A 1,903-nucleotide genomic window follows, 5' to 3' on the forward strand; every position below is an offset into this window, starting at 1 on the left:
GCCGAGACCAAACGAGCTCCTTCAGTTTCTAAAACCACATGTCCAATATATTGACCGAACTTACCAGCTGCTGCTAGTAAAGTGTTTCGGACTTTCTCCCCTTCCGGCAATAAATGATGTGTATGCGAACCTAAAATTACTTTGATCAGCGGATATTTTTCGGCAATTTTCCGATCCTCTATAATTCCTAGATGCGACAGCAAGATAACCGTGTCTACTAATGGGGACAGCAACTCCAACATTTCCGGTATCACATCTTCCGGTTCTCTTACAAACCAGCCAATAGGTCCATAACTTGTCGGAAAAGGAGCGGTTAGACCAAACAGACCAATCTTATGCCCTGTTTTTGTTTGTAAAATTTCGAATGGTTGAGACCATGCTGGATATTCTCCAGTTTTTTTATCTAATACATTGGATAACACGACTTTAAAATTAGCTTCATCGTATAAATGATTGAGTTCTGCTTTTGAACTGCCAATCCCTTCGTTATTGCCAATCGTTACCGCATCATAGTGTGCTTCATTTAATAACCGCACATTTGCTTGTCCATTAGTGGCTTCTGTCAAGGGATGAACGCGATCGCAAGCATCTCCAATATCAAAAGAAAAGTACGTTTCATCCAAATCATTTATTCTTTTTTTCTCAGATTGAAGATAGGCAGAAATTCTAGGCCAATTTTCAAAATGTGAATGGATATCGTTGGTATGATAAATATGAATCTGATCCATAGAGTTTTACCTTCTCTTCCTAAAGTATAGATACTCTTAGTATAACAATATTCGCAGGATTTCGCTCGATTTTCAGCAAAAAAGTATTATTCTGTGCAATGAATTACTCACTTTCGTATAAAACCACTAAAACCTTCTGCTTTTACATAGCTTATTTTGTAATCGTTCTCCAAAAAAATTAAAACTTTTTTATTTACAACCGATGTAGTTTAATGATAATCTTAGTGATAGTCAACAGACCTGATCAAATAGAAACGAACGATTTTTCCATTATGTTTTTTATTGTTTGTTTCAAATCATTCTTTTTTTAAAAGAACCAACCAAAAATTCAAGCGCCATCCACTGTTTCACTATTTTATTGCCACTGTTAGCCCTCAGTAATGGGGCCAAGTTTTCTCTGTAAATCCTTTATATCAAATTACTTTCTTACACTAAAAGTCCGTACCCTTTAGTAACTAAACAGTGACTTCCTTATAGCTATTCAGCTAAGCTGATGGCTCTTTTATTTTAAGAAAAGTAGGATAAAAATCCAGCTTATTCTGTTAGACACCGCCTGTACAAAGTACAAGGTCATGTCGTTAAACAAAAATCGTTTAAACGAACGATTTTTATTTTTTGTATTTGTTTCTTCTTTCAATATCTGTCTCCCTACAAGGAAGCATATGGAATGTTTAAAACCAACATTTCATATACTTCCTCATTTACTTATCTTTATCAAAAAAAGCAACTAAGGAGTGTATATAAATGATTGAATTTAAAAATGTTGAAAAGTATTATGGTGATTTTCATGCCTTAAAAAATATTAATCTTACTTTCAATAAAGGTGAAGTCGTTGTCGTAATTGGACCATCGGGTTCAGGAAAAAGCACTATGTTACGCTGTATCAATGGTTTAGAAGAAATCAGTCAAGGCGACTTAACGATCAACGGAATCAATATCCATGATAAAAAAACGAATATTACCAAAGTCCGGAAAAATGTCGGAATGGTTTTCCAGCACTTTAACCTTTACCCGCACAAAACGGTTTTAGAAAATATTATGCTGGCTCCAACAAAAGTATTAAAACAAACGGCCGAACAGGCGCAAAAAAAAGCAGAACTGTTGCTAGATAAAGTGAACATGTTGGATAAAAAAAATTCTTACCCTTCTCAACTGTCAGGCGGTCAACAACAGCG

The 1,903-nt window shown here is 35.2% G+C and carries 2 protein-coding genes; one reads left to right on the top strand and one right to left on the bottom strand.

All coding sequences use genetic code 11. The features are described 5' to 3' along the window. Positions 1–728, bottom strand: a 728-nt coding sequence (locus RT405_RS09905) for a metallophosphatase (protein WP_313469423.1), incomplete at its 3' end; no start/stop codon positions are given. A 744-nt stretch (positions 729–1,472) separates the two neighbouring features. Between RT405_RS09905 and RT405_RS09910 the strand changes: the two genes are divergently transcribed. After that, positions 1,473–1,903: ATP-binding cassette domain-containing protein (locus RT405_RS09910; RefSeq protein ID WP_313469425.1), on the top strand; the 431-nt coding region annotated here is incomplete at its 3' end.

The organism is Carnobacterium sp., from assembly GCF_032094055.1.
Lineage (GTDB): Bacteria > Bacillota > Bacilli > Lactobacillales > Carnobacteriaceae > Carnobacterium_A.